This is a genomic window from Pseudarthrobacter siccitolerans, from assembly GCF_001046895.1.
GTDB classification, from domain to species: Bacteria; Actinomycetota; Actinomycetes; order Actinomycetales; family Micrococcaceae; genus Arthrobacter; species Arthrobacter siccitolerans.
The window spans coordinates 112,746-136,482 of sequence record NZ_CAQI01000048.1; the positions used below are offsets into that span (position 1 = coordinate 112,746).

General features: G+C 66.1%; 24 protein-coding genes. 11 read left to right on the forward strand and 13 right to left on the reverse strand.

Annotated features, from left to right (window positions below; genetic code table 11):
- Position 1 precedes the first annotated feature (1 nt).
- Positions 2 to 898 carry a diacylglycerol/lipid kinase family protein gene (locus tag ARTSIC4J27_RS15520; RefSeq protein WP_152683894.1) on the reverse strand — a complete coding sequence of 299 codons (897 nt, stop codon included), beginning with the start codon at positions 896 to 898 and terminating at the stop codon, positions 2 to 4.
- Positions 899 to 1,120: 222 nt separating this feature from the next.
- On the opposite strand from ARTSIC4J27_RS15520, the gene ARTSIC4J27_RS15525 reads away from it, so the two are divergent.
- From ARTSIC4J27_RS15525 to ARTSIC4J27_RS15535, 4 genes are all read left to right on the forward strand, one after another.
- Entirely contained in the window at positions 1,121 to 3,415 is a 2,295-nt protein-coding gene (locus ARTSIC4J27_RS15525; protein WP_161799583.1) for a PEP/pyruvate-binding domain-containing protein, read from the forward strand.
- Positions 3,391 to 3,783 carry a PEP-utilizing enzyme gene (locus ARTSIC4J27_RS23265; RefSeq protein ID WP_235436711.1) on the forward strand — a complete coding sequence of 131 codons (393 nt, stop codon included), beginning with the start codon at positions 3,391 to 3,393 and terminating at the stop codon, positions 3,781 to 3,783. Before ARTSIC4J27_RS15525 ends, ARTSIC4J27_RS23265 begins: the two co-directional genes overlap by 25 nt.
- An 85-nt stretch (positions 3,784 to 3,868) precedes the next feature.
- Positions 3,869 to 5,107, forward strand: coding sequence for an MFS transporter (locus ARTSIC4J27_RS15530; protein WP_050056105.1), 1,239 nt, complete (start codon positions 3,869 to 3,871; stop codon positions 5,105 to 5,107).
- A gap of 75 nt (positions 5,108 to 5,182) precedes the next feature.
- Complete coding sequence (locus ARTSIC4J27_RS15535; RefSeq protein WP_050056171.1) at positions 5,183 to 6,139, forward strand: lipid kinase; 957 nt, start codon at positions 5,183 to 5,185, stop codon at positions 6,137 to 6,139.
- 30 nt (positions 6,140 to 6,169) lie between these two features.
- Here ARTSIC4J27_RS15535 and ARTSIC4J27_RS15540 read toward each other — a convergent pair whose 3' ends face one another.
- The 5 genes from ARTSIC4J27_RS15540 to ARTSIC4J27_RS15560 all read right to left on the reverse strand — a co-directional run bounded on the left by ARTSIC4J27_RS15540 (position 6,170) and on the right by ARTSIC4J27_RS15560 (position 11,877).
- On the reverse strand, positions 6,170 to 7,192 hold the full coding sequence (locus tag ARTSIC4J27_RS15540; protein WP_050056106.1) for a DUF808 domain-containing protein: 1,023 nt from the start codon (positions 7,190 to 7,192) through the stop codon (positions 6,170 to 6,172).
- A 123-nt stretch (positions 7,193 to 7,315) separates the two neighbouring features.
- On the reverse strand, positions 7,316 to 8,209 hold the full coding sequence (locus ARTSIC4J27_RS15545; protein ID WP_050056107.1) for an SDR family oxidoreductase: 894 nt from the start codon (positions 8,207 to 8,209) through the stop codon (positions 7,316 to 7,318).
- Positions 8,210 to 8,230: 21 nt separating this feature from the next.
- Positions 8,231 to 10,381, reverse strand: coding sequence for an amylo-alpha-1,6-glucosidase (locus ARTSIC4J27_RS15550; protein ID WP_050056108.1), 2,151 nt, complete (start codon positions 10,379 to 10,381; stop codon positions 8,231 to 8,233).
- Positions 10,382 to 10,545: 164 nt separating this feature from the next.
- Entirely contained in the window at positions 10,546 to 10,881 is a 336-nt protein-coding gene (locus ARTSIC4J27_RS15555) for a cupin domain-containing protein (RefSeq protein WP_050056172.1), read from the reverse strand.
- Positions 10,882 to 11,007: 126 nt separating this feature from the next.
- Positions 11,008 to 11,877, reverse strand: a complete 870-nt coding sequence (locus ARTSIC4J27_RS15560; RefSeq protein ID WP_050056109.1) for a DUF1295 domain-containing protein — start codon at positions 11,875 to 11,877, stop codon at positions 11,008 to 11,010.
- A gap of 104 nt (positions 11,878 to 11,981) precedes the next feature.
- On the opposite strand from ARTSIC4J27_RS15560, the gene ARTSIC4J27_RS15565 reads away from it, so the two are divergent.
- From ARTSIC4J27_RS15565 to ARTSIC4J27_RS15575, 3 genes are read left to right on the forward strand one after another with little or no spacing between them, the layout of a single operon-like run.
- On the forward strand, positions 11,982 to 12,401 hold the full coding sequence (locus ARTSIC4J27_RS15565) for a DUF2177 family protein (RefSeq protein ID WP_050056110.1): 420 nt from the start codon (positions 11,982 to 11,984) through the stop codon (positions 12,399 to 12,401).
- A 52-nt stretch (positions 12,402 to 12,453) separates the two neighbouring features.
- Entirely contained in the window at positions 12,454 to 13,746 is a 1,293-nt protein-coding gene (locus ARTSIC4J27_RS15570) for a hemolysin family protein (RefSeq protein WP_050056111.1), read from the forward strand.
- A gap of 36 nt (positions 13,747 to 13,782) precedes the next feature.
- Positions 13,783 to 14,517, forward strand: coding sequence for a hypothetical protein (locus ARTSIC4J27_RS15575; protein WP_050056112.1), 735 nt, complete (start codon positions 13,783 to 13,785; stop codon positions 14,515 to 14,517).
- 11 nt (positions 14,518 to 14,528) lie between these two features.
- Here the strand turns inward: ARTSIC4J27_RS15575 and ARTSIC4J27_RS15580 are convergent, their stop codons facing one another.
- On the reverse strand, positions 14,529 to 15,410 hold the full coding sequence (locus ARTSIC4J27_RS15580; protein ID WP_235436713.1) for a MurR/RpiR family transcriptional regulator: 882 nt from the start codon (positions 15,408 to 15,410) through the stop codon (positions 14,529 to 14,531).
- A gap of 109 nt (positions 15,411 to 15,519) precedes the next feature.
- On the opposite strand from ARTSIC4J27_RS15580, the gene ARTSIC4J27_RS15585 reads away from it, so the two are divergent.
- From ARTSIC4J27_RS15585 to ARTSIC4J27_RS15600, 4 genes are all read left to right on the forward strand, one after another.
- Entirely contained in the window at positions 15,520 to 16,914 is a 1,395-nt protein-coding gene (locus ARTSIC4J27_RS15585; RefSeq protein WP_050056113.1) for an MFS transporter, read from the forward strand.
- Positions 16,915 to 16,925: 11 nt separating this feature from the next.
- The gene (locus tag ARTSIC4J27_RS15590) at positions 16,926 to 17,402 is read left to right on the forward strand and encodes a GAF domain-containing protein (protein WP_152683895.1); all 477 of its coding nucleotides are present in this window, start codon (positions 16,926 to 16,928) and stop codon (positions 17,400 to 17,402) included.
- Positions 17,403 to 18,668, forward strand: a complete 1,266-nt coding sequence (locus ARTSIC4J27_RS15595) for a metal-dependent hydrolase family protein (RefSeq protein ID WP_050056115.1) — start codon at positions 17,403 to 17,405, stop codon at positions 18,666 to 18,668.
- A gap of 195 nt (positions 18,669 to 18,863) precedes the next feature.
- Positions 18,864 to 19,277 carry an ester cyclase gene (locus tag ARTSIC4J27_RS15600; protein WP_268794401.1) on the forward strand — a complete coding sequence of 138 codons (414 nt, stop codon included), beginning with the start codon at positions 18,864 to 18,866 and terminating at the stop codon, positions 19,275 to 19,277.
- Between the two features lie 109 nt (positions 19,278 to 19,386).
- Here ARTSIC4J27_RS15600 and ARTSIC4J27_RS23485 read toward each other — a convergent pair whose 3' ends face one another.
- The 6 genes from ARTSIC4J27_RS23485 to ARTSIC4J27_RS15630 form a co-directional block, all read right to left on the reverse strand.
- Positions 19,387 to 20,283, reverse strand: coding sequence for an excalibur calcium-binding domain-containing protein (locus ARTSIC4J27_RS23485; RefSeq protein WP_327077657.1), 897 nt, complete (start codon positions 20,281 to 20,283; stop codon positions 19,387 to 19,389).
- 65 nt (positions 20,284 to 20,348) lie between these two features.
- Positions 20,349 to 21,503 carry a GmrSD restriction endonuclease domain-containing protein gene (locus ARTSIC4J27_RS15610; RefSeq protein WP_235436717.1) on the reverse strand — a complete coding sequence of 385 codons (1,155 nt, stop codon included), beginning with the start codon at positions 21,501 to 21,503 and terminating at the stop codon, positions 20,349 to 20,351.
- A gap of 249 nt (positions 21,504 to 21,752) precedes the next feature.
- The gene (locus ARTSIC4J27_RS15615) at positions 21,753 to 22,133 is read right to left on the reverse strand and encodes a VOC family protein (protein WP_050056118.1); all 381 of its coding nucleotides are present in this window, start codon (positions 22,131 to 22,133) and stop codon (positions 21,753 to 21,755) included.
- Positions 22,134 to 22,354: 221 nt separating this feature from the next.
- Positions 22,355 to 22,867 (reverse strand): mycothiol transferase, encoded by a 513-nt coding sequence (locus ARTSIC4J27_RS15620; RefSeq protein WP_050056119.1) that lies wholly within the window; start codon positions 22,865 to 22,867, stop codon positions 22,355 to 22,357.
- Positions 22,864 to 23,067, reverse strand: a complete 204-nt coding sequence (locus tag ARTSIC4J27_RS15625) for a hypothetical protein (RefSeq protein WP_050056120.1) — start codon at positions 23,065 to 23,067, stop codon at positions 22,864 to 22,866. The genes ARTSIC4J27_RS15620 and ARTSIC4J27_RS15625 overlap by 4 nt, the downstream gene beginning before the upstream one ends.
- A gap of 71 nt (positions 23,068 to 23,138) precedes the next feature.
- On the reverse strand, positions 23,139 to 23,663 hold the full coding sequence (locus tag ARTSIC4J27_RS15630; RefSeq protein ID WP_050056121.1) for a proteasome activator: 525 nt from the start codon (positions 23,661 to 23,663) through the stop codon (positions 23,139 to 23,141).
- Positions 23,664 to 23,737 lie beyond the last annotated feature (74 nt).

Here is a 23,737-nt window from a genome sequence, read left to right on the forward strand (position 1 = left end):
GTCAGATGGTGGCGAGGGCGCCTTTGGCACTCTCCACGAGGACATGCGTGCCCGCCTGGAGATGCACAACTTCGCCGTCGATCTGGCATGGAACGGCGTTGCGTGTGGTGAAGGCATAACTGCTGACGGCGGGTTGATGACCGAGTCCCAGTGTGACGGCCCGCAGTGTCATTAAGGCCATCTTCCACCGACCGGCGTGGGGCAGGGTTACCACTTCGAACCGGCCGTCGTCGGGGCGGTGCGCCTCGCTGACTGTTCCATACTTCGCCATCCGGGAGATGTTGGCCAGGATCAGGCTGTCGAACTGCGCCGTGGCTCCGTCGTCCCGCACCAGCTCGAACGGCCGCAGGTTGGAGAGGGTCCGGGCAACTGAGATGAGTTCGAGGACCTTTCCTTTGCCGCCCTTTTCGATACCGATCGCCATCAACGGCGTAAGCCCGAACCCCACGTAGGAGTGGGCGTACTGGACCTGTTCCCCGCCTGCCCGGCCGAACGTGATCCGCAGCAGGTCGATGTGCCGGACCCGGCGCTCACGGATAGCATCCGTGAGCGGCCTTGCCGGCAGACTTCGATGATGGTCATTGGCGTTACCCGCGGGCAGCACCGTGCATACGGCCATGCTGCCGGGGACGTCCATCACCCCGTTGACCACCTCGTTGTATCCGCCATCGCCACTGACTGACACGATGAGCGGGGCCCCGCGCCCTGCTTCGGACCTCGCCAGATCGCGGGCGTGCCCCGCAAAGTCTGTCGGCAAAAGCTCCACCGGCAAATCCTGCAGATCGAGTGCCAGATCCCGCTGCAGCGTTTCTATCCGCCCGGCCATTCCCGGCCTGCCCGGATTGAAGATCAGGACTAAGCGGTCGAAGGGGGCGGCAGGTGCCAGGTCATCAGCCATGGTGTTCATCCTTCAGGCGCTGCTGCGGTTAAGTCCAGCCGGGGCCCTGTGACCGCCGTTCCGCCGTGCTGAAAGACCCGCCGTGCCGTGGGACCCCAGAACGGGCCGGGCCCCGAAGAACCCGGGCACGCCCCAAGGTTATGGCCACCCGCCCGCGGCAGTGCCAGTATGTGGAGAACCAGATCGCTCCGGGCGCCCCATCCGGGCAGCAAGGACGCGTTCATGAGCTTCATCACCGATTTAGCCAAGGTGGGTCGCGGCGACGTCGCCGTGGCTGGCGGCAAAGCCGTGGGCCTGGGCGGCCTCATCCAGGCCGGCCTGCCGGTCCCGCCGGGGCTCGTCCTCACCACCGCCGCCTACTCGCACTTCGTCCAGGAGAACCAGCTCGAGGCTGCTGTCCAGGAACTGGCCGCGCTGCCCCAGGATGCGTCGCCCCGGGACTATGAGGACGCCTCGCAGCGAATCACTGCGCTGTTCAGGAGCGGTACCCTGCCGGTTTCGATCGAAGCCGAACTCGCCCAAGCATACGAGCGCCTCGGCGGCGGGGACGCTTCAGTGGCGGTCCGTTCCTCCGCCACCGCCGAGGACCTGGCGTCGGCCAGTTTCGCCGGGCAGCAGGAAACCTACCTGAACATCCGCGGCCTGAATGCGCTGACGCGTGCCGTCATCGATTGCTGGGCCTCCCTCTGGACCGCGCGCGCTATGGCCTACCGCACCCGCGAAGGCGTGGCACCGGACGAGGTGAGGCTCGCCGTCGTCATCCAGCTCATGGTGGAGGCAGACGCGGCCGGGGTGATGTTCACCGCCAACCCCACCAACGGGCGGCGGGACCAGACGGTGATCAGTGCCGCGTGGGGCCTGGGCGAATCAGTAGTCGGCGGGACGGTGGGCACGGATGACCTCGTGGTTGACACCGGAACCGGCACGGTGCTGTCGCGGCAGACAGCCGACAAGGACGTCATGACCGTCTACGCGGAGAACAGAACGCAGGAGCAGCCGGTGGCGGAAGCCCGCCGTCGTACACCCGTGCTTGATGACCGCGCAGCCGCCAATCTCGCGAACTACGGCCAGCAGATCGCCGACCATTTCGGTGCGCCGCAGGACATCGAATGGGCACGGGCCGGTGGCAGGTTCCACCTGCTGCAGTCCCGGCCCATCACGGCGCTGCCGGAACCGGCGGCCGACACCCCGGACACCTGGCCGCTGCCCTATCCGAACAGCCTCTACTTCCGCGCGAGCATCGTGGAACAGCTCCCGGACCCGCTCTCGCCGCTGTTCGCCGACATGATTGACGGCTCCGTGGCGCGGTCGCTGAAGTCCCTGATGGCCGAGGCCCTGGGCAGGAACGTCATCCGCGACGGCGACGTGGGATTGCCCACCATCAACGGCTACGCCTACTACCATTACCGCAACGCAGGCATGTGGCGGATGATGCGCAAGCTGCCACAGGCCCTGGGTGCCCTGGCCCGGGGCAAGGCGCACATGGGGGTGGCCGGCTGGCGCGAGGTTTCGCACCCGCGGTACGAACGGGTGATCAAGGAGTGGCAGGCGAAACCCCCGGCGGAGCTTCCGGGCGAGGACCTGCTGGCGGGAGTGCAGGCCCTCCTGGACGCGGGCACCGTCTACTACACCGCCGTGCAGTCCATCATTCCGCTCGCCGCCACCAGCGAAATGTCGTTCCGGGCGTTCTATGACAAGCTGGTCCGGCGCGACGGCGATCCCCCGGCCCAGACGTTCCTCCTGGGCTACGACAGCGAACCCATCCGCGCGGAAAAGTCCCTGTACGACCTCGCCGGCTGGGCCCGCAGCGATCCCGGCCTGACCTCTGCGCTGCTGGATGAGCCGACGGCGGCGCTCGCCAAGTCCCAGCGCACCGGCACCCCGCCCGCCGGCGTGAACGATGCCCTGTGGCAGGAATGGCGCTTCGCTTTCAGGGAGCATCTGGCCCTCTACGGGCACGCCGTCTACAACCTGGATTTCGCCAGCCCGGTGCCCGCCGACGATCCCTCCGCCCTGCTGGACACGGTGAAGTTCTACCTGCGCGGGCAGGGCACCGACCCGCATGAGCGGCAGCGGCTCTCAACGGAGCGCTGGGAAGAGCTGACCGAGCAGATGGCTGCCCGCCTGGGGCCGCGCCGCCGGGCTGCGTTCCTCCGGCTGCTCCGGTGGGCGCAGGACACCGCACCGATCCGCGAGGACGCACTGGCCGACGTCGGACTGGCCTGGCCGCTGTTGAGGCAGATGCTGCTCGAACTCGGGCAAAGGCTGGTTGATTCCGGCGTCATCGCTGCGCCGGACGACGTGTTCTGGCTCCGGTACCAGGAACTGCGGAGCGCGGTGGAGTTCGGCCTCGCCGCGCCCGGGGCACAGGGCGCCGTCGTTATTGCCGGAGCCCGGCGTTCCTCCGCGCCGCCGCCGTGGAGGAACGCAGGATGCTGTGGCGGGGCCAGGCGAAGGCCGCCGCCCCGCAGATGCTTCCCGAGAGCCGCTGGATGGACAAGGCCTTCGGGTCGATGATGCCGGCAGGTTTGCAGCACCAGGTTGGCGATGTGATCAAAGGCGTGGGAGCAAGCGCCGGCCGCGTCACTGCTCCCGCCCGCGTCCTCACCGGCCCACAGGACTTCGGCACCATGCAGCCAGGGGATGTCCTCGTGGCCCGGATCACCACCCCGGCCTGGACGTCGCTGTTCGCGATGGCCTCCGCCGTGGTCACCGACGTGGGCGGTCCGCTGAGCCACAGCTCCATCGTGGCCCGGGAGTATGGGATCCCCGCCGTGCTCGGTACAGGAGTGGCCACGCAGCGGCTTTCCACCGGCCGGCAGGTCACCGTGGATGGCGACGCGGGAACTGTGACACTGGAGCAGGACGTGCACAGAAGCGGTTAGTTCACCCGCTAAACTTGTTGGAGGAACTGTTAGGCCAGAAGCGCCCGGTTCCACACTCCCTCCCCCTTGAATGGAACACCCCTTAATGTCCTCCGCGATTTCCGCGCCGGCGCCCCAGCGTTTCCCGCTGGCCGCCATGATGGTCCTGGCCACCATCGCCTTCACTGCCATCACCACCGAGCTGCTCCCGTCCGGCCTGCTCCCCCAGATCAGCACCGGCCTGAGTGTGTCCGAACCGGTGGCCGGCTACCTCGCCGCCGCCTACGCCGCCGTCATTGTGGTCACCGTGGTGCCCGCCGCCCGGCTGCTCGCCAACATACCGAAGCGGCCTTTGCTGGTGGCGCTGGTCCTGACCTTCGCGCTCAGCAACGCCCTGGTGGGGCTGGCGCCGGACTTCACGTTCGCCATGGTGGCACGGCTGGTGGGCGGCCTGGCACACGGACTGCTCTGGACCACCATGGCACCGTACGTCGCCCGCGTGGTCCCGGCGGACAAGGTGGGCAAGGCACTCGCGATCGTCTTCAGCGGCAACAGCGTGGGACTGGCCATCGGCGCGCCGGTGGGCACAGCGCTGGGTACGGTCCTCGGCTGGCGCTCGGCGTTCCTGGCCCTCGCCGGGTTCGGCGTGCTCCTGGCCGTCCTGGGCTTCTTCTTCCTCCCGGCTGTCCGGCGCGGCGCCGGCGAGGCACGCCCCTCCATGCGAGCGGCCATCGCCCAGCCCGGCGTTAAGTCCGTGGCCATCGCCTGGCCGCTGCTGGTCCTGGCGCACTTCGCGCTCTTCACCTACATCGCCCCGTACATCCGTGAGGCCGGCCTGCCCGACTACGCCATCAGCCTCTCCCTCACCGTGCTGGGCGTCTCCGGCCTGCTCGGCATCTGGATCGCCGGCATGACCGTTGATTCCCACCCCCGCCGTTCGCTGCTGATCACGACGGCGGCAATTGCGGTTTCGATGCTCGCGTTGCCTTTTGTGGGCGGCAACCTGGTCTTCGCGCTGGCTTTGATGACGGTGTGGGGCGCCGGGCTGGGCGCCATCGGCATCTACAACCAGTCCGCCATCCTCCGCGCCGGCCGCGAAAACAAGGACGCCGCCAACGGGCTCACCGTCCTCACCATCCAGTTGGGCATCACCATCGGCGCCCTCTACGGCTCCGCCGCCCTGGTGGTGGCCGGACCCCTGCTGGTTCCGGCAGCGGCTGCCATTCCGGTGATCGCCGCCCTGGTCATCGCCTGGGCCGGAAAGACTGCGGCCTACCCGCCGGGCCCGCGCGAGTCCACCTGGAAGAGCCCGCGGCCTGTCACAGAATCCGAAGGTACGCACTAAGTCCACCGGGACCGGCTGGCTTCGGCTCGGGACCGGCTGGCGGAATTCACAGGTCAACCGCCTAACATGGCCTCCATGAAGCTTGCCCGGGAGGCCCGCTCCGCAGCCGTTGTGATCAATGCCGGATCACGCCGGGGAGCCGCACACGAACTGGCAGTGGACACCATGCGAAAAGCAGGCGTCCCCGTTTCGGCTGTGCACTGCGTACTGTCCGGGGCAGACCTTGCAGTAACGCTTGATCGGGTGATTGCCGACGGACACGACCTTGTGGTCATTGGCGGTGGCGACGGGACGGTGACCTTCGCCGCCGGCCGCCTGGCCGGCTCGAACGTGATGCTCGCCGTCCTCCCAATGGGGACCGCCAACGATTTTGCCCGCACGCTGGAGATCCCGCACGAACTTGGTGCGGCGTGCGCTGCCGTCGCCGACGGCAAGGTGGTGGACATCGACCTCGGCCGGGCCAACGGCGAGCCGTTCCTCAACGTGGCGTCGGTGGGCCTGTCGGTAGCGGTGACAAAGGCCCTCAGCCCCCGCCTGAAGCGCTACATCGGACCCCTGGCCTACAGCGTCGCCACACTCCGGGCTTATGCCCGGCACAAGTCGTTCCGGGCACGCCTCGAGTTCCCGGACGGAGACCACGAAGCCCTGGGGCTCGATGAGCTGCTGCAGGTGGCCGTGGGCAACGGCCGGCACTACGGCGGCGGCAACACGGTCTCCCCCACCGCGGGGATCGATGACCACATCCTTGACATCTACGCCATACCGGCGGGGCCGCTGCGGGAGCACGTGAACATCGCCCGGTTACTGAAGGACGGCAGCTTCGTCGAACACGAGCGGGTGCGCCACCTGACCAGCCGGAGTGTCCGGCTGGTCACCGAGCCGCCGCTGCCGGTGAACCTCGACGGCGAGATCGCCACGCACACGCCCACCGACTTCACCGTCCAGCGCAACGCCATCCACGTTGTAGTGCCCCAAAGCAGCACCGCTGCAGTGTTCGACGCACCCGGCCCCGCGGCGGGCCCCCTCATTTGAGACCCGCCTGGGCCTCACCGCAAGCCGGGGCTAGGAGGCGGGACCGCCGTCGTGCTTTGCCTCATGGTGGCCGGCCAGTGCGGCGCGGACGTCGCCCTCCTCGTGGCCGCCCTTCCCTTTGCCGAACGGCAGCGCCTTCAGCAGCGGGTGCAGCACGGCCATGACCGCGAGGCCCCAGATGATGCCGATCACGGCCGAGCACAGGGTGTTCACGAGCCAGGCCAGGAAACCGCCCACCACGGGGATCCCGGCGAAGGGGTGCTCGAGGGCATGGACCAGGTCATAGGGCGCGTGCCAGCCGAGGTCGTGTGCGCCCTGGAGCATGATGTGGCCGCCCACCCACAGCATGGCGATGGTGCCGATCAGGGTGATCGCCGCGAGTACGGCGGGCATCCCCTTGACGAGGAGCTCGCCAAAGCGCTTGGAACCGGCGGAGTCCTTCGTTGTGAGGTGCAGGCCGACGTCGTCCATCTTGACGATGAGTCCCACGGCACCGTAGACGGCCACAGTGATCACGATGGCCACGGCCACCAGGATGAGCGCCCGGATCCACAAGGACTCGGCGGCCACCTCGTTCATCGAGATGACCATGATTTCGCAGGACAGGATGAAGTCGGTGGTGATGGCGCCCTTGACCACCTTGTCCTCCGCGTCCGGACCACGTTCCACCGCCGGCGCCTTCTCGTCCGCGTGGTCTTTGCGGAGCTTGTGCCAGACCTTCTCGGCACCTTCAAAACAAAGGTAGGTGCCACCCAGCATGAGGATGAAAGGGATGATCCACGGGACGAAAGTGCTCACCAGCAGCAGCGCCGGCAGGATGATCAGCAGCTTGTTGCGGAGCGAGCCCCAGAAGATTTTCTTAATCATCGGCAGCTCGCGGGACGGGTCCGCGCCGGACACGTACTGCGGGGTAACGGCCGCGTCGTCAATCACCACGCCGGCCGCCTTGGCACTCGCCTTGGCCGCTCCGGCAGCGACGTCGTCCACGGAGGCCGCCGCTAGACGGGCCAGCGCTGCAATGTCGTCCAGCAGGGCGACGAGGCCGCCGCTCATCGCGCGCCCTCGGGCTGCTTAAGGGCGGGCGGCTGGGCGTGGAGTGCTTGGTCGAGACGCGTAATCAGCATGCTGGGAGTATACGGTGACTGGCTGAATGGCTGAATTCACTTCCCCTGGGCGTTACGGAAGGTTGGCCGCCTGCTCCCTCAGAAAGTCCGTGGCCTTCCTGGGGTTGATGCCCCGCTGCCGCAGGGGCTCATCGTCCCAAGTTGCCTGGAAAAGGTCCTGGTGCAGCCCGGCCCCGAAAACGGAGGCCAGGGCGTCGTTGCGGCGCCTGAACAGGCGCACCAAAAGACGGGCGACGGGACGGGGCATCCGCTGTATCTTCATCCTGCGGTGGCTGAGGTCCTGGGCTATCGCCACCACCTCGTTCTTCGTCAGCGGCTCCGGACCGCCGAACTCAACCAGTGCCGGCGGGGCAGCCTCGAGCGCCACCGCGCACAGCAGGGCGGCGACGTCCTCCGTGGCCACCCAGCGCCTTTTGGTATTGCCCTTGCCCACGATGGCCGCCTTCCCGCCAGCCATGTCGAAGCGTGCCATGGGGGTCAGGTGGACTTCCTGGAAGGCGTCAGCGCGGGCGATCACCGCCTCCATAGAGGAGTTCCGCAGGCGTTTCTCGACGGCGAGCTTGGCGTGTTCCAGCGGTGAACCGGTGGGAGCGTCAACGCCGGTGAAGGAAAGATAGACAAACCGGTGCACGCCGGCGGCCTCGGCGGCATCGACCAGCGCGAGCATCCCCTTCCCATCCACTTCCCCGATGGATGAGGAGCTGGCCCCGCTCAGGCGCCGGGTGATCGCCGTTGCGGTGGCGATCACGGTATCGACGCCCTCACAGGCAGCCTCGAGGCTGGCCGGTGCGGTGAGGTCGCCACGTACCACCTCGGCACCAAGCCCGCGCAGCGCGGTGTCGTCGGTTCCGGCCCGCACCAGGCAGCGGACCGGCTGCCCGTCGGCGCGCAGCCGGCGGGTAACCCGGCTGCCAAGGTCACCGGTGGCACCTACAACGAGAATCATGACCGCTCCATTTCTATAATTTCAGTCCGCGGCCAGGACGGTTCGCATCTTGACCAGTTCGTTCAACGGCGGGCGTGGCTCGCGGCGCAGCCTGATGTTTTCCGGCAGGCCCCGGACATCGACCGATTCACCCTCGATGTGGATCGAAAGCCGGTTGTCGTCCCCGGAGAAGGGGACATTGTCGAAGTGGAAGTAGGTGTTGTGTGCCGGCAGCGTAGGGGCAAGCCACACCTCGTCCCAGGGCAGCCCTGGGTCGAAGCGCAGCAGCGTCCGCATGAGCTGGACTGGGGCGGCCGACGCCCAGGCCTGCGGGGAACAGGAGGCAGGGTACGGGACGGGCTCGGGGTAGGCTACCCGGTCCAGTCCGCAGAAGAGTTCGGGCAGCCGCCCGCCGAAACGGTCCGCCGCCTCCAGCAGGGAGTACGCCACCTTCCGGGCTTCCCTAACGAAGCCGTGCCGCATGAGCCCGGCAGCGGCGATGGCATTGTCGTGCGGCCATAGGGACCCGTTGTGGTAGCTGGCAGGGTTGTAGGCTCCCATGTTCGATGCCAGGGTCCGGATCCCCCACCCGGTAAACATTTCGGGGGACATCAGGTGTTCCACCACTTTCGGCGCCTTGGAGTCATCAACAATCCCGGTCCACAGGCAATGCGCCATATTCGAGGCGAGTGCGTCAACGGGTTTCTTGTCCCGGTCCAGGGCGATCGCGTAGTACCCGCGGTCCGGCAGCCAGAACTGGTCGTTGAACTTTTGTTTGAGCACGGACGCTTTGGCCAGGCAGGTATCAGCCATCGCTTCGTCCCCCGAGGCGATCGCCATCAGCGCCCGGCCGAGGTAGGCGGCATAGGCGTACCCTTGGACTTCGCAGAGGGCGATGGGTGGCTCCGCGAGGGACCCGTCCGCGAAATTCACTCCGTCGGCGGAATCCTTCCAGCCCTGGTTGCGAAGGCCCTTCTCCGTTTTTCGCTGGTATTCAATGAAGCCGTCGCCATCGCTGTCACCGTAGTCCTCCATCCACCGGATGGCCCTGTCTGCCGCCGGAAGGAGCCGGCGGGTGGCTTCATCGTCAAGCCCCCACCTGCTGAGCTCGGCCAGGACAACGACGAACAGAGGAGTCGCATCGACGCTCCCGTAGTACACACCGCTGCCGCCCAGTGCCAGCCCCGACGTGGCGCCGAGGCGTACTTCATGCAGGATTTTCCCGGGCTCTTCCTCCGAGGCGTCATCCATTTTTGTGCCCTGGTAGTCGGCCAGGGTCAGGAGCGTCCCCTTGGCCAGGGAAGGATCCAGGAGCAGGGACATAAAGGAAGCCAGGAGGCTGTCCCTGCCAAACAGCGCCATGAACCACGGCGCGCCGGCGGCAACCACAGCGCGGTCAGGATGCCCGGGGTTGAAGATGCGCAGGGATCCCAGGTCTTCCTGGCTGCGCCTGATGATCTTCTCCACTGACCGGTTACGCAGGTTGGCGGTGGGCATGGACTTGCGCCATTCCATAACGCGGCGGACAGCATCCGCCGCGGGAGCGCCGGTGCCGGCGCCCGGGTCCCCGGCTGCCCCTTCCAGCAGGGGTGTGGCCGAGAGGGTGAATGACCACTGCCCGTGGGCTGCGATGGTGGTGGCCAGCACCAGCTTGTCCCCCTCGACTGCGGCACCGGGGCAGGCGACCGCGATGCGCCGGGTGTGGCCGTCCCGCACCGACTCCAGCGTCACTCCGTCCTGGATAACCCGGCGCGAGCGGCGCCGGGGAACCCGCTTACCTTCCTTCACCTCGAACAGGCTCGCAAAGTCGGCGTCAACAGACAGCTCCATGTGGCATTGCTGCGGAGTCCGGGAATAGTTATGCACGGTGACTACCTCGGTCAGGCCTGTCCCCAACTTTCGTTCCCGGTCAATGAGGAGGGAAGTGTCGGCACGATCGGGCCTGCGCGCTCTACCTACGAAGACTGCGTGGAATGGATCCGGAGTACTGGCCGACAACGCTTCAACCGGCAGGCCCTGGACTTTCAGGGCCCAATCACTGATGAAGCGGGTGTCCTGGAAAAACACTCCCTGCGGGAGGCCCGCTGCCATATCCCCGTTGGAGGACGATATGCAGAAGGAAGTTCCCTGGATCAGGGTCACTGCTCCGGGACCAGCGGAGCCGGTACTATTCTCGACATCCCCGATGGCCATCCCGGCTTCTTCCACGCACGTCAAGGTCGAAACATCTCCCCTAACTATCGGAGATCCTGCTGCCTCCGGCAAGGGGTCCCTGCCGGCCCTCTGTTCCATGGCAGGACAACCGTCGGCACCAGCCCTGTCGAACCTGAAAAGTCCGCGTCAAAATGAGCGCGGGTTTACCGGTCCAGCTTCACGGCTGTGAACAGCACGGCCGAGTCCTCTTCCGCCTCCAGGCTGTGCATCCCGTCCGGGACGATCAGGAGATCTCCTGCCTTGCCCTGCCATGCCTCGCCGCCGGACTTCAGCCAGACGGATCCCTTGATCACAAAGACCGTGGCTTCGCCGGGGTTCAGGTGTTCGCTGAGCTGGGTGCCCGCCCGGAAGGCCATGACGGTCTGCCGCAGCCGCTTCTCGTGGCCGCCGAACACTGTGTCTGAAGCGCGGCCGCTGGATCCGGATACGGCTGCTTCGAGTTGCTGACGGGCCAGGGCATCAATCGATATCTTCTGCATGAGGACACCGTACCCGCGGGGCACACTCGAATCCCGGCAAAGCTGCCCATTTTCCCCGGCCCACAACAGAACAGCGACGGCGGCACCCGGCCGGGTGCCGCCGTCGTACACCCTGGTCCCGGCCCGCTACGTGAGCTTCGGGACCAGCACCGGGGTGTCCTTTTTGTAGGCCTCATAGTCGGGCTGGCCGCCCCACTTCCTGTCCGCCTTCTCCTCCAGGGGCGGCACGCCGCTGCCCCGGATCAGCAGCAGGGCCACAAACACCGGCGACACCAGGGCAGCCCACTGCCAGCCCTGCAGCACCGGAAGGGCGATGATGGCCACCCCCACCCAGAGCGTGATCTCGCCGAAGTAGTTGGGGTGCCGGGACCTGGACCACAGGCCGGTGCTAATGAAGCGGCCCTTGTTGGCGGGGTCGGCCTTGAACCGGGTCTTCTGGACATCCGCCACCGTCTCCACCGTGATACCCAGCGCCCACACCAGCAGGCCCACCCAGAAGAACCCGTCCAGGCCCACTTGCTTATCCGAGGTGATGGCCACCCACGCCAGGGCGGCGGTGAGCACCACCCACAGCCCTTGCAGGGTCCAGGTGTTCAGGAAGCGGGCGAAGTCCGTTTTGAGCTCATCGAAGCGGTCGTCCTTGCCGTGCTTCATCACCCGCCGGAACAGGTAGCTGCCAAGCCGGACTGCCCACAGCACCACCATGGCCGCCAGCAGCAGTCCGCGTGCATCCACCCCGGGACTCGCCAGCACCAGGAACACTGTAATGGCGATGTAGGTCAGGGCGCCGGCGAGGTCGTAGAACTTTTCCGTCTGCGCCTTGTAGGACGGGACGAACACCAGCCACTGGATGACAAACGCGGCAGCCACCCCCAGCGCAAACACCGGCACCCCGCCAATCGCGGAGCCGCCCTGGCTTCCGGCAAGGGCAATAAGCAACCCCGCCACCACGGCGATGGGGATGCTGATGAGTGCCTTCCGGCTCTTCTCGTTCATTCGGTTGGGTCCTTTCCGGGCGATTGGCCTCGCTCGCTTAGTCTTCGGAGCCGGGACGGTGTTGTATGGGTATCGTCCACCCCCGTCCGACCAAAGGACCAGGCATGAACACCCGCACCAAGAATTGGCTGCTCTCCTATGCCGTCACCGCCGTGATTTTCGCGGTCCTGGACCTGGTCTGGATCACCTTCGTGGCAAGCACCCTGTACCAGAGCCAGATCGGACATTTGATTGCGCCCCGCCCCAACGCGGCCGGCGCCGTGGCCTTCTACCTGGTCTTCGTGGCAGGGATGGTGCACTACGGCGTACGGCCCCTGGACGCCGACGCGTCGGTGCGGCAGCGGGTCACCGGGGCAGGCCTGTTCGGCTTCTTCGCCTACGCCACCTGGGCCCTGACGGCGTTCGCCGTACTCAAGGACTTCACTCTGCTGGTGGCCGTGACGGACATCCTCTGGGGAGCCGGGGCCTGCACCTTGGTCACCTGGCTGACCGTCACCATCCTGCGGCGTGTCCTCGCTCAGTAGGGACGTTCCGCCCGCAAGCCACACCCGCAGAGCCATTCGGTAGTGTCTGATCATGGACAGCGACACCCTGCTCAACTTCCTGTTGGTCCTCTTCTTTGTGCTGCTGGGCGGCGTCTTCGCCGGCACGGAAATGGCGCTGGTCTCCCTCCGCGAGAGCCAGGTGCGCCGGATGGAGAAATCAGGAAAACGCGGCGCCCGGATCGCAGCACTGGCCGGCAACCCCAACCGGTTCCTTTCAACGGTGCAGATCGGCGTAACCCTCTCCGGCTTCTTCTCGGCGGCCTATGGCGCCTCCACCATCGCGCCCGACGTCGAACCCCTCCTGCGGGGCATCGGGTTCGGTGCCGCGGCCGAGTCCGTCTCCTTCATCGGCATGACGCTGCTTGTGGCCTACCTCTCCCTTGTGCTCGGCGAGCTGGTGCCCAAGCGGCTTGCCATGCAAAGCGCCGTGGGCTTCAGCAAAATCCTTGGCCCGCCCCTGCATGTCCTCTCCGAGATCATGCGGCCCGCCGTCTGGCTGCTGTCCGTGTCCACCGACGCCGTCGTGAGGATCTTCGGCGGTGACCCGAACGCCAAGCAGGAAAGCGTCACTTCGGAGGAACTGTGGGACATGGTGGCCGAGAGTGAGTCGCTCGAAGAGCACAGCCGGAGCATCCTGAACGACGTGTTCGGAGCCGGAGACCGCTTATTGCAGGAGGTGATGCGGCCACGCACGGAGGTGACCTTCATCAAGGGCGACCTCACCATCGCAGCAGCGCGCAGCATGCTCCGGGACGGCCCGTACTCGCGCTATCCCGTGATGGACAGGACGCCCGACGACGTCCTCGGCTTCATCCACATTCGTGACCTCATGCCCCGCGACGGAGAGTACGACGCTAGCCTGGTGCGGGACATCGTCCGCGAGATCCTCCCGCTGCCGGGAACCAACAAGGTGGTCCCGTCGCTGTCCCGGATGCGGAGGCAGGGCCAGCAGATCGCACTGGTGGTGGATGAATACGGCGGCACGGACGGCATCGTCACGCTGGAGGACCTCGTGGAGGAGTTGGTGGGCGAGATCTACGACGAGTACGACGCCGGCGCGGATCCCGAGGACCGGGTCACCAGGGCCGGCGGTTCAGTGGACGTCGACGGCGGGCTGATCCTGCAGGAATTCGCTTCGGCGTCCGGCTTCGAGTTGCCCGAGGGCCACTACGAGACGGTGGCCGGCTACGTCATCGACCGGCTGGGCCGGCTCCCCCGGACAGGTGACCAGGTGGAGGTGGAAGGCCACGTGCTGACCGTGACGGCGATGGACCGGCTGCGCATCGCCCGCATCCGGGTCACCCCCGTTGACGGCCAAGCGTAGACTGAGCCCACCCACCCACGGCGGAGGCAGGCAGCCATGAACAGCATCCGGAAACAGGTCCTCGAAGCCGAACAGCACGCCGAGCTGGGGCCCGGGGACGATGAGCGGTTTTCCGGGTACGGCGTGATGGGACTGACCTTCAGTTCCGGCCATGTGCTGGCGATGCGCCGCTTCCCTGTCACCAGCGTTGGCCCCGGCTACACCTCCATCTGGCTGCGCCGGCCCTCCGGTTCCTGGAGCATCTACGCCGACGCCCCGCCCGAGGTTTCCTGCGCCCGCTACTTCGGTGCAGCCCTGGAGCGGACAGTGCAATGCCCCGTCGCCGTCGACTGGAACGCCGACAACGGCTTCCGGGTGGAAGTCCGCGGGGAAGTGGACCTGGTGTGGGACATCGAACTGGAGGCAACGCCCATAACGCGGGCCATGACGGCGGCCCTCAGCGCGATGCCCGGCTCCCTCCTGGCGAGCAAGTCATTCCTCAAAGCCATGGGCGCCGCGGCAAGGCCGGCGCTGCGGGCCGGCCGGCTGGGGCTGACAGGCACTGTGCCCAACCGGCAGGGCTTCCGCGCCAACCCCCGGCGCATGTGGTTCATCTCCCGGACCACCGCCACCCTCGACGGCGAGGACCTGGGGAGCAGGCAACCCCTGCGCGTCCAGACCCGGCTGGGCGATTTCTGGATCCCACAGCGTGGCATCTTCCTGATCGGCTCATCGTCCTTCGACCGGTTCGATCCCGCCCGCCATCTTGCAGCCAGCACACGGTCAACGTGAAAGGGCCCGTCCTAGGAGCTTGAACGGTGATGCATGATCCGCATCTGGTCCCAGGTCCGTTCAGAAGCGGCGATGTTCTTATTGGACCGCTCACGGTCCAGTGAAGCGAGTTCGACGGCGATGGCCTGCACCGCCGCGACGGCGCCGGTCAGCGACGGGAAAAAGCCTGCGCCTTCGGTGGGGACAACGATGCGCTGCTCGGCGTGCTTCGCCACGGGAGACCCCGCGCTGTCCGTGATCGACGCGATGGCGGCGCCCGCATTGTGGGCGATGTCCATGGCCCGCACAGTGCTGTCGTAAACCCGCCACAGGCTGATCGCGATCACCAGATCCTCCGAGGTCACCCGGGCGAGGGTGTTCGTGAGTGCCGCGACGTCGGCGTCGAGCAAACGGACGTTGTAGCCGGCAATGACCGCATTGTGCTCCAGGGCCTTGCCCGGGATGGCGTAACTGCCCGCCGCGACGATCAGGGTCTGCCGCGCTCCCGCGATCGCTTCCGCAATGGAACGGACGGTAGCTGGATCGAGCGTGCGCTCCAGATGGGCGAGGTTTGCCCGGTCCGTGGAGACGGCGGCCTGGGCAGGGCTGCTGACGTGGCCGTTGTGCTCGGCCGCGACTTCGAGGGCGCTCAGGGACGCAAGGAACCGTGAGCGGAGTTCGAACTGGAAGTCGGCCCAGCCTTTGAATTCCAGCGCCTGCGCCGTCCTGGTCACCGTGGAAGCGTTCGACGACGCCGCTGCCGCAATGTCGCTGACTGACCCGTAGGAGGCAAGCCGGGGCTGCGAGCGCAGGACGCCGATGACCTGCATCTGCCGGGCAGCCAGTTTCCTCCCCTGCACCCGGCTGTCCAGCCACTCGGTGACCGACGAAGAGTCGTTTTCCTGTTGCACCACCTATTGACCTACCTCACACTCTGGCGTAATTTCGAATACGTCACATCTGCACAGATCCGTGCATATTCCTCAAAATGTACAACTTGGCCCACTTTGGCAGGAACCCCCAATGTCACTTACAGCACGCTTGGATCGCCTGGCTCTCAGTCGCCCACACTACAAGCTTCTCCTCATCGGAGGCCTCGGTTACTCGTTCGACGGAATGGACGGGGCAGTGGTCGCCTTCCTGCTCCCGCGCATCCAGGAACTCTGGGGCCTCAGCAACGCCAGCCTGGGCCTGGTGGGGTCCGCCGCCCCGCTCGGCTTCTTCTTCGGTGCCATCCTCTCCGGATGGATGGGCGACCGCTTCGGCCGCAAGAAGGTCATGCTGTGGGCGCTGGCCTTCTACTGCGTCATGTCCGTGGTAGCGGCCATGGCTCCCAACTTCGAAGTGTTCCTGATTGCACGGATCTTTGCAGGATTGGGTGCGGGCGCGGAGAGCGTGATCATTGCGCCGTTCCTGTCTGAGTTCATCCCGCCCAAGCGCCGCGGCTGGTTCATTGGAACGCTCGCCGGCTTCTTCTCCTTCGGCTTCGTGGGTGCAGCACTGATCGGCCGCTTCATCGTCCCGCTGGGCGAGGACGGCTGGCGCTGGGCCCAGGTGATCACCGCCGTCCCCATCCTCCTCCTGCTGTGGTGGCGCCGCAGCCTGCCGGAATCCCCGCGCTTCCTCATCAGCCGCGGCCGCATCGCCGAAGCAACCGAAGTGGTGGAGCGCTTTGAGCAGAGTGTGGTGAAGGCAACCGGCAAGGACCTCGCCACGCTCCCGCCGGCCACCGAAGAGATCACCAAGCACGAGCAGAAGATCAGCATCTGGAACGCCCTGAAGTTCATGTGGTCCAGGGCCATGCGCCGGCGGACCGCCGTGATCTGGCTGATCTGGTTCGTGATCACGTTCTCCTACTACGGCTTCTTCTCCTGGATCCCCACCCTGCTGGTGGGCCGCGGCATCACCGTCACCAAGAGCTTCGAGTACTCGATCATCATTTACCTCGCCCAGATCCCCGGCTACTTCTCCGCCGCCTGGCTTAACGACCGGATCGACAGGAAGAACACCATCGCCCTGTACCTGACCGGATCGGCGCTCAGCGCCTTCTGGCTGAGCCAGTCCAACGATTCGGGCATGATCCTGGTGGCAGCGGCAACCCTGTCCTTCTTCCTGAACGGCACCTATGCCGGCGTCTACGCCTACACGCCCGAGCTGTTCCCCACGTGGATGCGGGCCACCGGCGTGGGCCTGGCCAGTGCCGTGGGACGCATCGGCAGCATCCTGGCCCCGTCCATCATCGGCATCTTCTCCGTGGCCCTCGGCTTCGGCGGGGTGTTCGTGATGACAACCGTGGTCCTGACCATCGGCGTCCTGGGCGTGGTCATCTTCGGCGCCTCCACCGCCGGCAAATCCCTCGAGGACATCAACGCCCGCGCCGAGCATGACCCGGCGCCGGCGGGAACGGGACAGAAATGACAGGAACATCAATGAAACCGGACGTCGTCTTCCAGCAGGTCTTCGACGCCATGCGGCAGGACCCCGGCGTCATCCTCTTCACCGTCCTGCAATGGATCCCGGAGCGGTCCAGCCTGCGGCGGCTCTTCACCAGCCATCCGGCTGAATACCCGGTGGGCGGTGAGAAGACAGTGGAAATCTCTCCCGGCTGGCTGGGAACGGTCATCGAAGACAAAAAGCCGTTCCTTGCCCCGGACCTGGACGCGCTCCGCAAGGTCTTCGCCGATTCCGAACTCATCCAGCGGCTCGGCTGCGGCGCCGTCATCAACGTTCCCGTCCTCGACGACGGCGGCAACGTGGCCGGAGTCCTCGCCCTCCTTGACGCGGAAGGCAGCTACACGCAGCACAGCGTGGAAGCCGCCGTCGCCGTCGTCAAAGCGAACCTGACCGACCTCATCGACGCCTTTGCAGCCCATCCCCACGAAGTCCCAGGGAAGGACACCCCCTAAATGAGCACCACCCCGAATACCCAGTCCCCGGCAGAAGAAGCGGGCGGCAGCGCCGCCCTGGTGATCCGCAACGCCAGCGTGCTGGACGTGGACGCAGGCACCTACTCCATTGCCGACGTCGTGAGCATCGACGGGAAAGTAAGCCACGTAGGTCCGGACGCCGAAGCACCCTCCGGCGCCCGGGTCATCGACGGCACCGGAAAATTCGTCCTTCCGGGGCTGATCGACTGCCACGTCCACGTGGTCGCCTCCAGCGCCGACTTCCGCTCACTGACCTACACGCCGGCGTCGTACGTCTATGCACAGACCGCCCGGATTATGGGCGGGATGCTGCGCCGCGGCTTCACCACCGTCCGCGACCTCTCCGGCGCGGACTTCGGACTGGCCATGGCCCAGCAGGAAGGCCTGCTGGAAGGCCCGAAGCTCCACTTCTGCGGGCACGCGCTAAGCCAGACCGGCGGCCACGGCGACATGCGCCTGCCCGGTGAAGACCACGATCCGAACGGGCGGGGATGCTGCGGAATTGGCCGCGTGGCCGACGGTGTTGACGCTGTCCGGGCCGCCGCCCGCGATGAGATCCGCAAGGGCGCCCACCACATCAAGATCATGGCCTCCGGCGGCGTTTCATCCCCCACGGACCGGATCGACTCCACGCAGTACTCCATGGAGGAGATGCGGGCAGCGGTGGAGGAGGCCGAGGCAGCGAACCGCTACGTCGCCGCGCACGCTTACACGGCCCGTGCCATCAACCGGGCGCTGGAGGCGGGCGTCCGTTCCATCGAGCACGGCAACCTGCTCGACGACGAAAGCCTCCGCCTGTTCCTCGAGAAGGATGCCTTCCTGGTGCCAACCCTGGTAACGTACTGGGCGCTCAAGGAGGAAGGCCGGAACTTCGGCCTCACAGAAGAGATGTGGGCCAAGGTGGACTCCGTTCTCAACAGTGGCCTCGAAGCGATCGGCCGCGCCCATGAAGCCGGGGTCAAAATGGCGTTCGGAAGCGACCTGCTCGGCGGCATGCACCGCCACCAGAACGAACAGTTCCGGCTGCTGGGCAAGGTCCAGCCGGCCATCGATGCCATCCGTTCGGCCACCACGACGGCGGCCCGGCTGCTGGAGCGCGAAGGCCAGCTCGGCGTGGTGGCTCCGGGGGCGGACGCCGACATGCTGGTGCTGTCCGCGGACCCGCTCGAGGACATCTCGGTGCTGGCTGACATTGCCGACTACCTGGACGTACTGGTCCAGAACGGGAAGGTGGTCAGTCCCTGACGTGAAGGCCGCAAGCTGTTGGCTTTGCCGGGACGCGCGGCCTGAACCGTAGCACGGCTCGTTGACAGCCATCAGGGGCGGGCGTGGAATGTAATTGGCTCCGGCAAGCAGCCGAAGCCAAACCCTCGAAGCGGCCTCCGCTTCCGTGAGGCCGCCCAAAATTGGAGGTCCGCAATGGGACAAGCACGCGAAGTCATGGATCGCTTAAACCGGGCCATGGAATCAAAAGACAAAGACACACTCGCCAGCAGCTACGCCGCCGACGCCGTGGCCTACACCCCCGACCAGGGGGAGATCCGCGGGCGGGACGCGATCACCAGCTATCTCTTCGACCTTTGGGACGCAATGCCGGACGTCCGGTACAACCAGACGGGACGGCACGAGTCCGGGAACGTGGCGATCGACGAGGGCATCATCATCGGAACCAACACCGGGCCGCTGCGGATGCCCAACGGCGAAACCATGCAGCCCACCGGCAAGGAACTCAGGATCCGCAGTTGCGACGTGGCCACAGTGGAGAACGGCGAGATCAAATCTCACCACTTCTACTTCGACCAGGTGGAGTTCCTGTCGCAGCTCGGACTGATGCGCGAAATGACCTCGCACTGAGGGGTTTGAGTCATAAACAAACGACGATGCCGTGGACACCCGTCAGGGCGTCCACGGCATCTTGTCTAGTAGGCACTCATGCGACCATGAGCCAGTTCGTCAGTGCTTCCTACTTTTCGCACCCGATGCCGTCGCCATCCCTGTCGAGGTGCGTGCCGTAGCCCGGCATTCCGGCACGCACCGGTGCGGCACCTGCCGCCTTGGCGGCGGCACAGTTGGCGTAGTAGACCGACGCCGGTGCCGGCGCAGCGGGAGCAGGAACAGCGGGAGCAGGAACAGCAGGAGCGGGTGCTGCGGGAGCCGGTGCAGGCTTCGCTGCCTGCTGGGCAGCTGCTTGCTGTGCGGCGGCCGCGTCAGCTGCAGCCTTGTCGGCGGCAGCCTTTTCCGCGGCAGCCTGCTCTGCTGCAGCTTTCTCCGCAGCTGCCTGCTCTGCCGCAGCCTTCTCCGCGGCTGCTTTTTCTGCCGCTGCCTTCTCCGCAGCAGCCTTCGCAGCGAGGACGCGCTTTGAATCGGATTCGGTCATCCAGACCAAGCGCTCATCGCTTCCCGTGGTGCAGACATAGGTCTGGCTGTTGTACTTCTGCGTTGCAGCAGCGGTGGTGCACTTCGAGTTCGCGGGGTTCGTGGCGGTGGGTGTGGGTGTTGGTGTAGCAGTGGCCGACTTCTGCACCGGGCTGACGAGGGTTGCCTTGTCGGTGTCTTCGCGCGGAGCCGCCGTCGCGCCAACTATGCCCGAGCCGAGGGCAAACACCACGAAGCCTGCCACAGCTACCAGTCCTCCTGATTTCCGGTGGGGCAGCCCAACCCAGGACCGGCGCTTGAACAGCAGCGCATAAAGTCCGGTCAGCAAGGCAACCAGGCCAAGGAGGAACAGCACAATCCCCAGGCCACCCACTATGGCGAAGGGGATCAGTACCAGCAGCAGGACTGCGGCCACGATCCAGAAGAGCACGGTCGGCTTCCAGCGGCCCTGTTGGCGGCCTGGAATATATGGATTGTTTGTCACTGTTTCCCCCTAGGAATGTTTGTGATGGTGATACAGATGGGGTTTGGACGCCCCAAGACTTTGGGTCAGCTTTCGCAGGCGACGCCGTCCAGGTCGCGGTCCAGCCCCGCCCGGTAACCGGCCTGGCCTTCAAGAATCGGTGCGACGCCAGCGGCTTTGGCCGCCGCGCAGTTTGCGTAGAAGACGGCGGCAGGTGCGGGCGCAGCCGGGGCAGGGACAACCGGCGCGGGCGCCACAGCAGCCGGAGCAGGTGCGGCAGGTGCAGCAATGGCCGGCGCAGGTACAGAGGAGGCTGCAGGTGCCGGCGCACCAGCGGCGGCACCCTGGTTCCTCGGTGCCGGCTGGCCCGTGCAGCCGGCAAGGATGTTTGCCATCGCGTCGTGCTCGGCCTGGGTAACCCACAGGCTGTACGCCGCCTTCACGGAAATCTGCCGTGCGACGTACTCGCACCGGAAACCCTTGTTGGGCGGCAGCCAGGTGGCGGCGTCGCCGTCGCCCTTTTTCTGGTTGGTGGGGCCATCCGTCGCCTGCAGGTTCAGCGGGTCGTTGGCGAAGGCCGTCAGCTGCTCGGCGGTCAGCTGCTGTGCGCCCTTCTGCCAGGCATCGCTGAGGGCAACCACGTGGTCGATCTGGACGGCGGTGCTGGTCCCGCTCCCCCGCTGGAAGCTGATGCTGGTGCCCGTGTACGGGTCCGCCAGCGTTCCGGTCTGCACTTTGCAGGGAACACTGTTGGTGAAGGTGATGCCCGTCAGGTCGCGCTGGAGGATGTCGTTCCGGGTGTCGCAGCCGTTGCGGTCAACGTCCGCCCACGCCTGCCCGAACAGGCCCCGGTCGTAATCCGTTTTGGGTGCCCGGCCCTTGATGGGCAGCGTGGCCAGCAGGTCGACCGCCTTGCTGGCGAAGTCCGGCTGCGGGTTCGGCGCGAGGGCCGCCTGCGCCACCGCGTCGGCAGTTTCGCGGTCAGGCGGTTCCGCAGTTTCCGGGACGGCGGGAGCGGACGACGGCGCGGCGGCAGCTTCTGCAACTGCGCTCGCCTGGGCCGGGGCGGCCGTAGCCGTGCTCGCCGAAGCGGCAACTTCCAGGTCCGCAGACAGGACACGCGGCAGGGCGACAGCACCGGCGATAAAGAGTGCGAAAGAAACGCCCAGGGCGATTGTCCCTGACTTCCGTGCCCGTCCGGGTCTCCGTGCTGCCCCCTGCGCCTTCCCAAACTTTGACAATGTTTTCCCCCATAAAAAAGGCCCGGCAATGAGCCGGGCCTTTTGCCTAAGCCGCGTTGGTTACAGCTGGGAGCCTATGTGCCGGGAAGCGGGTAAAAGCCGAAATTCATCCAAACCTGAGGCAACTTTGACGTTCTCTTGATCCAACCTTGATGATGCTTGTCGCACAGCAATATTCGCGCTTCACAATTGCGGGCCCACAAGATAAAGCCCGCGCGGGCAGGCTGCCCGCGCGGGCTTTATCAAGCGCTAGGCGCGCTGGGTGATGTTGAGGATGTTGCCCTCGCTGTCCAGGAACCAGGCCGACTTTCCCCAGTCGCTGCTCGCAACGCCGTTTTCCGTCTTCAGGCCGGGAAAATCGTAGTCTTCGAACGTGACGCCGCGGCCTCGCAGTTCTTCCATTTCGCGGTCGAGGTTGTCCACTTCCCAACCCATCTGGGTGTTCTTGGCCGAGCCCGCATTGTCTGTCTGGTAAACGAGGAAACTCGTCCCCTTGCCACAGGTGTACATCAGGCTGTCCTCTTCCATGGAACCGCCGGGTTCAATGCCCAACTTGTCCCGGTAAAAGTCCCTTGCCCTGTTGATGTCCTTGGCCGGAAGGACAGCCATGATTGCTGAATCCTTGAGCATAATGAATTCCTTTTGTGCATTCTTATCGCGATGATGGCGATGCTCTCCCCCGGATGCAGTCCTGGAACGTCTATGTCCACGACCGCGTGGCCGTCCACTCCGCCTGCTGTGGGCGGCTACCTGGGACTCTGCAACGCCCCGCCAGCCATACCCGGCGCGAGGGTCCCCGAAGCCTATGTGGCCATTATGGGACTGAATTGCCGCTTCGGAAATAGGGAGCCCTAATCTCCCCGCTTCTGTTGCAGGCCCTTCGCATACGCGGCCTGCCCTGCATGCTGGAGGCAGTCCGCGATTGTGCTGACCAGCCGCACGCCCAAGGTGACCGGCGGGTCCCACCGCGTATCAACCACACGGTCCAGGTCCTCGTCGCTGAGTGTCCGCACATATTCAACCGTCTGCCGGTGAACCGCGCCGTAATACTCCTGCAGCAGCTCCGCCGGGGCCCGGACGGCATCCACCTGGTCACTGGTGTGCCCGTAGCCGGTATCCCGGGGCCGGAGCGGGAGGCCGAAGCGGCCCACGAAGTCCTGACTGAACCAAACCTGTTCCAGCCCTGCCGCATCTGCGACCTGGACATCCTCCACCCGCGCCAGGTGCCAAACCAGCCACGCGATGGAGTTGCCGGTGGCGGCCGGCCGCATGGCGAGGGAGCCGCCGTCGAGCCCTTCCAGCGTTGCTTCCACCGTTTCCCGGATCCTGCCGAACGCATCCAGCAGCAGTTCGTTGGATTTCATTTCGGCTCTTCGTTTTCCGGTTCCGGCTTGTCGCGGGCCTCCCGCAGGCGCTGCTCCAGTTTGGCCTCGGCATCCCTCCGCCGGTACCCGATGGATCGGGCTTGTTCAGCCGTGGGATGGCGGTGTTCCCGCTCCCATGCATGGTCATTCACCCCGGTGGAGGGCGCTGCACCGTCCACCGGTTCGCTGTTTTCACCCATACCGGATGGTCTCACAGGCGGTGAGGGGGTTCCAGAAGGAACAGCCCGGGCGAGCCGCCAGGTCATGCTCGTCAGAGGTACTGGCCGGGAGGTTCGACGTCGTGGGCTGGTTTGGCTTCGCCATGTCCCAGGGGGCCCGCATCCATCCCGGCTGCCGGAATAACGCCTGGCGGAAACGGACCAGGCTGCAGCGGCCCCAGCATTTGGCGTGTTGCCACCTGCTTGGCAGCTATGGCGGTCTGGATGTCCTGCACCAGCCCGCCGATCCATCCGGACAGCTGCGCCTGGCCAATCCGCAGTTCCTCCTCCGAGCCCGGCGATCCGCTGGTCAACGGCTGCCACAGCCGCTCGAGTTCCTCGGCCGGACCGGGCGCGAGGCTGTCCTGGAGTTCTTCGACGGACCGCTGGTGGATTTCCGCCAAACGTGCCCTCGCCTGCTCATCGAGCGGGCCTTTGTGTACTTCGTCCAGCAGGCGGAGGAGGCTGGTTCCGATGCGCATCACCTTGACCGGGTCTTCCACCAGCCGGGCGAGCGGGCCGCTGCCGGCCGCTTCACCGCTGGAATCGGTGGGCTGGCTTTCAGGTCCAATGGTCATGGCTATTCCTCCCAGCTGCTGCAATGCGGGTCGCCGATCAGGGACAAACTAAGGTAAGTATACTTACCATTTCC